The 2,833-nt window shown below is 48.5% G+C and carries 2 protein-coding genes; both read left to right on the forward strand.

The window, feature by feature from the left end; all coding sequences use genetic code 11:
* The first annotated feature begins 39 nt into the window (after nt 1-39).
* Nucleotides 40-2,604, forward strand: coding sequence for a molybdopterin-dependent oxidoreductase (locus BLT15_RS12900; protein WP_089762477.1), 2,565 nt, complete (start codon nt 40-42; stop codon nt 2,602-2,604).
* A 13-nt stretch (nt 2,605-2,617) separates the two neighbouring features.
* A partial coding sequence (locus BLT15_RS12905; protein WP_143423111.1) for a 4Fe-4S dicluster domain-containing protein occupies nt 2,618-2,833 on the forward strand: 216 nt, incomplete at its 3' end.

Raw genomic sequence — 2,833 nt, forward strand, 5'->3', positions numbered from 1 at the left:
AAGTTAAAAAAATAACTTAAGCAACCTGGAGGGAATCTTATGAGTCGGAATAAGACGTCAGGAATTTCGAGGCGAGAATTTTTGAAGGTTATGGGCTCGACCGGTGCTGCTCTCGGTTTGGGTCTTTCAGCGACCTCAGGCAACAAAGTGCTGGCCGAGGAAGACCCCTATGAAGTGCTGCCCGAAGGAGAACATAAGAGCGGAGAGTGGGTTCCTACCGGCTGTGCCGGCTGTACATCCTGGTGTTCACTGGAAGCGAATGTCGTCGACGGCAGGGTTATCAAAATAAGAGGCAACAGCCGTTCTAAAGTCAACGGGGAAAGCAGCTGTCCCAGATCTCATCTAAGTTTACAGCAGGTGTATGATCCCGATAGAATAAAAAGACCCATGAAAAGGACAAATCCCGAAAAGGGTAGAGATGTAGATCCGGAATTTGTGCCCATATCCTGGGAGGAAGCCTTCGAAGAAATAGCAGATAAGATCATAGAACTGAGAGAGAATGGGGAATCCCATAAATTTGTCCTCTGGCGTGGGCGTTACACACGTTTGCGGGATATTCTCTACGGTATCCTGCCTGAATTTGTGGGTTCTCCCAATAAAATTTCTCACAGTTCTATCTGTGCCGAGGCAGAAAAATTCGGCCCTTACTATACCGAAGGATACTGGGCTTATCGCGATTATGACCTTCAGAACAGCGATTACATTTTGATCTGGGGTACCGATCCCATACAATCCAACCGCCAGGTCTCGCTGTATTCCCGCGAATGGGGTAATATACTGGAAGGGGCCAGAATAGCCACTGTAGATCCCCGTTTTTCCCGCACAGCCGCCAAATCCAATGAATGGCTGCCCGTAAAACCCGGGGAAGATGGAGCGCTGGCTCTGGCCATGGCCCATGTCATACTGACTGAAGGGCTCTGGCATAAAGAATTTGTCGGTGATTTTGTCGACGGTGAAAATAAATTTACAGCAGGCGAAGAAGTGGATGAAGATGAATTCGAAGAAAACTATACCCACGGGGTAGTAAAATGGTGGAACGAAGAATTAAAAGACAGAACCCCCGAATGGGCGGCAGATAAAACCGGTATACCCGCCGAACAGATCGTCCGAGTGGCAGCTGAATTCGGTGAAGCTGCTCCTCATGCCTGTGTATTTATGGGCGGCGGTGGAGTAATGCAGACTCGCGGCGGTTATAATTCTATGGCCATCCACGGTTTGAATGGTCTGGTAGGCTCTATAGATAACGAAGGCGGCGCCGTCCGCGGAGCCAGTGTGCCCAACCAGAGTTTTCCCGATCACAGCGAATTCCTGGATGACATTTCCCGCGAAGGACTGGATCACGAGATGATCGATCGCCGCGGCCGCCTGGAATTTCCCGCTTTTAAAGATGGTGAAAGCGGCGGCGGAGTTGTCACCAACCTTTCTGCCGATGGTATCATCGAAGAAGATCCCTATGAAATCAAAATGGGAATCGGCTACTGGAACAACTTCAATTTCGCCGCCCCGGAAACTGAGCGCTGGGATGAAGCCATGTCCAAGCTGGATTTTTATGTGCATCTGGTAACCCATCAATCAGAGATGACTCAGTATGCTGATATAGTAATTCCCTCCACCCATCACATGTTCGAACAGTGGGGCATGCTCTATCAAAAAGGTAACCTGCACACCCATTTCTGGCTCAGCCGACCGATGATCAACAGACACTGGGAGCTTATTGAGCCGGAGGCAGAATTTTCCTGGCTGCTGGCTGAAAAGCTGGCGGAAAAAGGTTACAGCAATATGCTCGATTACTTCAAAACTATAGTCGATCCGGAAACCGGGGAGGAGCCGGAGGACTATAGAGAGTTTGCCAAATACGCCACCAAACACTATATGCAGCCGGTCTGGGATCCGGAGATGGAAAGTCATGGCGATCAATTCGACGGCTGGGAAGATTTTAAAGAAGCAGGTGTCTGGAACTCCGACGAATTCGAGTTTCAACAATACTGGGGTGAGTTCACCAACAGCACCGGTGATTTTGAATTTTACAGCGAGACTTTAAAAGAAGCCCTGGAAGAACATGCGGAAAAACATGATGTCAGTATAGAAGAGGTGCTGGAAGCCTGTAAATATGAGGCAGAAGGTGAACTGGCTTTTCTGCCCCACTATGAAGAACCATATACTGTAGGCGATGATGAAGAATATCCTCTGCTGCTGGTGGATTCCAAATCGGCTCTCAATCGAGAGGGCAGATCGGCAAACGCTAACTGGTATTATGATCTGAAAGATATAGATCCGGGTGATTCTACCGAAGCTGATGTGATTAAAATTCATCCCCGGGATGCAGAAGAGCTCGGTCTGGAAGATGGAGATGAAGTGGTGGTCAGCTCACCGGCAGGAGAAATAACCTGTCAGCTCAACGTCTGGGAAGCTGTAAAGCCGGGTACTGCCAGCAAAACCTTCGGCATGGGCCACTGGGCTTACGGCAGAGTAGCCGCTGAAGATTTTGCAGATGGTGAACCCCGCGGCGGCAACAACAATGAAATTATTCCGGCTGAATACGAAAGATTGAGCGGCAGCACTTCCTTTTACAGTCACATTAAAGTAAACATAGAGAGAGCTTAAGGAGGGATAAATAATGGCTAATTATGTAATGGTAGTTGATCTTCATGATTGTACCGGCTGCGGCGCCTGTATGATCGCCTGCAAAAACGAAAACAATGTACAGGAAGGAACTTTCTGGTGCAGCAATGAAAAAGAAATCACAGGAGAATTCCCCAATATAGAGTACAGCTATAAACCAACTTTCTGCAATCACTGTGACAATGCTCCCTGCGTTGAAGCCTGTCCCGTT

This window comes from Halarsenatibacter silvermanii (assembly GCF_900103135.1).
GTDB lineage: Bacteria > Bacillota > Halanaerobiia > Halanaerobiales > Halarsenatibacteraceae > Halarsenatibacter > Halarsenatibacter silvermanii.